The organism is Nevskiales bacterium (assembly GCA_035574475.1).
In the GTDB taxonomy this organism is placed as follows: Bacteria; Pseudomonadota; Gammaproteobacteria; order Nevskiales; family DATLYR01; genus DATLYR01.
The window spans coordinates 1-2,720 of record DATLYR010000013.1; the positions used below are offsets into that span (position 1 = coordinate 1).

Sequence of the window (2,720 nt, forward strand, 5' to 3'; positions counted from 1 at the left end):
CCGCCAGTTCCACCAGGTCGGCGTCGAGGCCTTCGGCATGGCCGGGCCGCAGACCGACGCCGAGGTCATCGCGCTGTCGGCGCGCATCCTGCGCCGGCTGGGGCTGCTGGACGGCGCGGCCAACGTGAGGCTCGAGCTGAACTCGCTCGGCACGCCGGCCGCGCGCGCGCAGTACCGCGAGGCCCTGGTTGCGTATTTCAGCCGGCATGAGGCGGCACTGGACGAAGACTCGCGCCGGCGGCTGCACAGCAACCCGCTGCGCATCCTGGACAGCAAGAGCCCGCACATGCAGGCCCTGATCGCCGGCGCACCGCAGCTGTCGGAGCACCTGGACGCCGAGTCGCGCGCACATTTCGAGAAGGTTCAGGCCGGGCTGCGCGATATCGGCGTGGATTACACGATCAATCCCCGTCTGGTGCGCGGTCTCGACTACTACACGCGCACCGTATTCGAGTGGACCACGGACCGCCTGGGTGCCCAGGGCACGGTCTGCGCCGGCGGCCGTTACGACGGGCTGGTGGCCCAGCTGGGCGGTGCCGACACGCCGGCGGTCGGCTTCGCCATGGGCGTGGAACGCATCGTCCAGCTGTGCCGGACGGTGGATAATGACGCGGGCTTCAGGGACAATCAGACCCCCCACGCCTATCTGTGCTGGCTGGGTGAAACGGCCGGCGCTTCGGCTCTGTGCCTGGCCGAGCGCTTGCGGGATGCTGGCCTGCGTGTCGCCAGCGATGCCGGCGGTGTTCTCAAGGCGCAGCTCAAGCGTGCCGATCGCAGCGACGCGCGCTATGCGTTGATCCTCGGCGACGAGGAAGCGCGCACCGGCCAGTGCCAGGTGAAGTCCCTGCGCGAGACGGGTGGCCAGCAGGCGGTGCCGCTGGACCGGGTCAAGGACTATTTGCTGGAACGGCTCGGACAGGGGGGCTGACCCCCTCGGGCTTCGGAGCGAACGTTGGAAACCTACAATCCCGATGACCAACTGCAGCAGCTGCGCCAGTGGCTGCGCGACAACGGCCCCGCGCTGCTGGCCGGCCTGCTGCTGGGCGCGGCGCTGGTGGCCGGCTGGAGCGGCTGGAAGTTCTATTCCGCCCGCCAGGCGCTGCAGGCGTCCGCCGAGTACGAGCATCTGCGCCGGGTCTTGCAGTCCGCGGACGGCGAGCACGGTGGTGCGCAGGGCCGGGCGGCGCATGCCGAGCAGATCGTCGCGACGCTCACTGGGCGTTACGCGCGCACGCCCTACGCGGCGCTGGGCGCGCTGACGCTGGCCGCCGACCAGGTGCGTCGCAGCCAGCATGAGGCCGCGCTGGAACAGTACGCCTGGGTGCGCGAGAACGCCCGTGACCGCAAGCTGCGGCACGTGGCACGGCTGCGGCGCGCGCGCCTGCTGTGGAGCCTGGGCCGCTCCGAGGAGGCGCTGGCGGAGCTGCAGGTGCGCAAGGCCGGCAGTTTCACCGCGCTGTTCGCCGAGCTGCGCGGCGACATCCTGGCTGCGCAGGGCCGCCGCGACGAGGCGCGCCAGGCCTACGCCGAGGCCCTGGCGGCGGCCGATTACGCGCCCGAGCTGCGCGCCGGCATCGAATTGAAGCTAAACGATCTCAGCACCGAGGCGGCGTCCGCGTCGCCGACCGTCACCGGGGTGCGCTGAACATGGCACGCGCCGTTTTCCTGCTGGTCCCGGCCGTGTTGCTGGCCGGCTGCAGTCTCTTCGGCGGCGGCAGCAGCGAGCCGGTGGAGGTCCCCGCCGAGCTGCCGGCGCTGCCCGCGGGCGCGGTGCAGGGCCGGGTGCTGTGGCGCGGCAGCGCCGGCAGCTTCCCCAAGAAGGATTTCTACGGCCTGCGCCTGGCGCTGGACGGGCAGCGCCTGTACGCGGCGGACGGTGAAGGTCGCGTCACTGCCTTCGATCCGGGCAGCGGCCGCGTGCTGTGGCGGGCGGAAACCCGGCCGCGGCTGGCGGCGGGCGCGGGCGTCAGCGGCACTGCGGTGCTGGTCGGCGCGCTCGACGGCGAGGTGGTCGCCATCAGTGCCGAGGACGGCCGCGCGCTGTGGCGCTCGGCCGTGTCGAGCGAGGTGCTGGCGCCGCCGGCCGGCGACGGCGACACCGTGGTGGTACGCACCGGCGATGGCCGGCTCTACGGCCTGGCAGTGGCCGACGGACAACGGCGCTGGACCTTCGATCGCGCGGTGCCGACCCTGAGCCTGCGCGGCGTCTCGCAGCCGGTCGTGTCGGAAGGGCGGGTGTATGCCGGCCTGGACACCGGCAAGCTGGTGGCGCTGGAACTGCAGAGCGGCCGGGTGCTGTGGGAAGAGGCGGTCAGCACACCGGGCGGGCGCTCGGAGATCGATCGGCTGGTGGACCTCGATGCCGACCCGGTGCTGGCCGACGGCGTGCTCTATGCCGTGAGCTACGGCGGCCAGGTGGTGGCATTGGATGCTGCCACCGGCAAGCTCAAGTGGCGCCAGGATCTGGCCAGCTACAGCGGCCTGGCGGTCGCGGACAATCGCGTCTTCGCCAGCGACCGCGAAGGCCGCGTCTGGGCGCTGGACCGCGACAACGGCGCCGTGCTGTGGCAGCAGGAAGGGCTCAAGCACCGCCGCTTGACGCGGCCGGCGGTGCATGGCGGGCTGGTGGCGGTCGGCGACTTGGAGGGCTATGTGCACTGGCTGTCGCCGCAAGACGGCAGCCTGCGCGGCCGGCTCAAGGCCGGACGCTCGGCCCTGGT

At 72.2% G+C, this 2,720-nt stretch carries 3 protein-coding genes; all 3 read left to right on the forward strand.

From position 1 onward, the window contains the following. The coding region (gene hisS / locus VNJ47_00590) for a histidine--tRNA ligase (protein HXG27331.1) at positions 1 to 928 on the forward strand (928 nt) is incomplete at its 5' end. Positions 929 to 952: 24 nt separating this feature from the next. Beyond that, the gene (locus VNJ47_00595; GenBank protein ID HXG27332.1) at positions 953 to 1,645 is read left to right on the forward strand and encodes a tetratricopeptide repeat protein; all 693 of its coding nucleotides are present in this window, start codon (positions 953 to 955) and stop codon (positions 1,643 to 1,645) included. Positions 1,646 to 1,647: 2 nt separating this feature from the next. Beyond that, a partial coding sequence (gene bamB / locus VNJ47_00600; protein ID HXG27333.1) for an outer membrane protein assembly factor BamB occupies positions 1,648 to 2,720 on the forward strand: 1,073 nt, incomplete at its 3' end.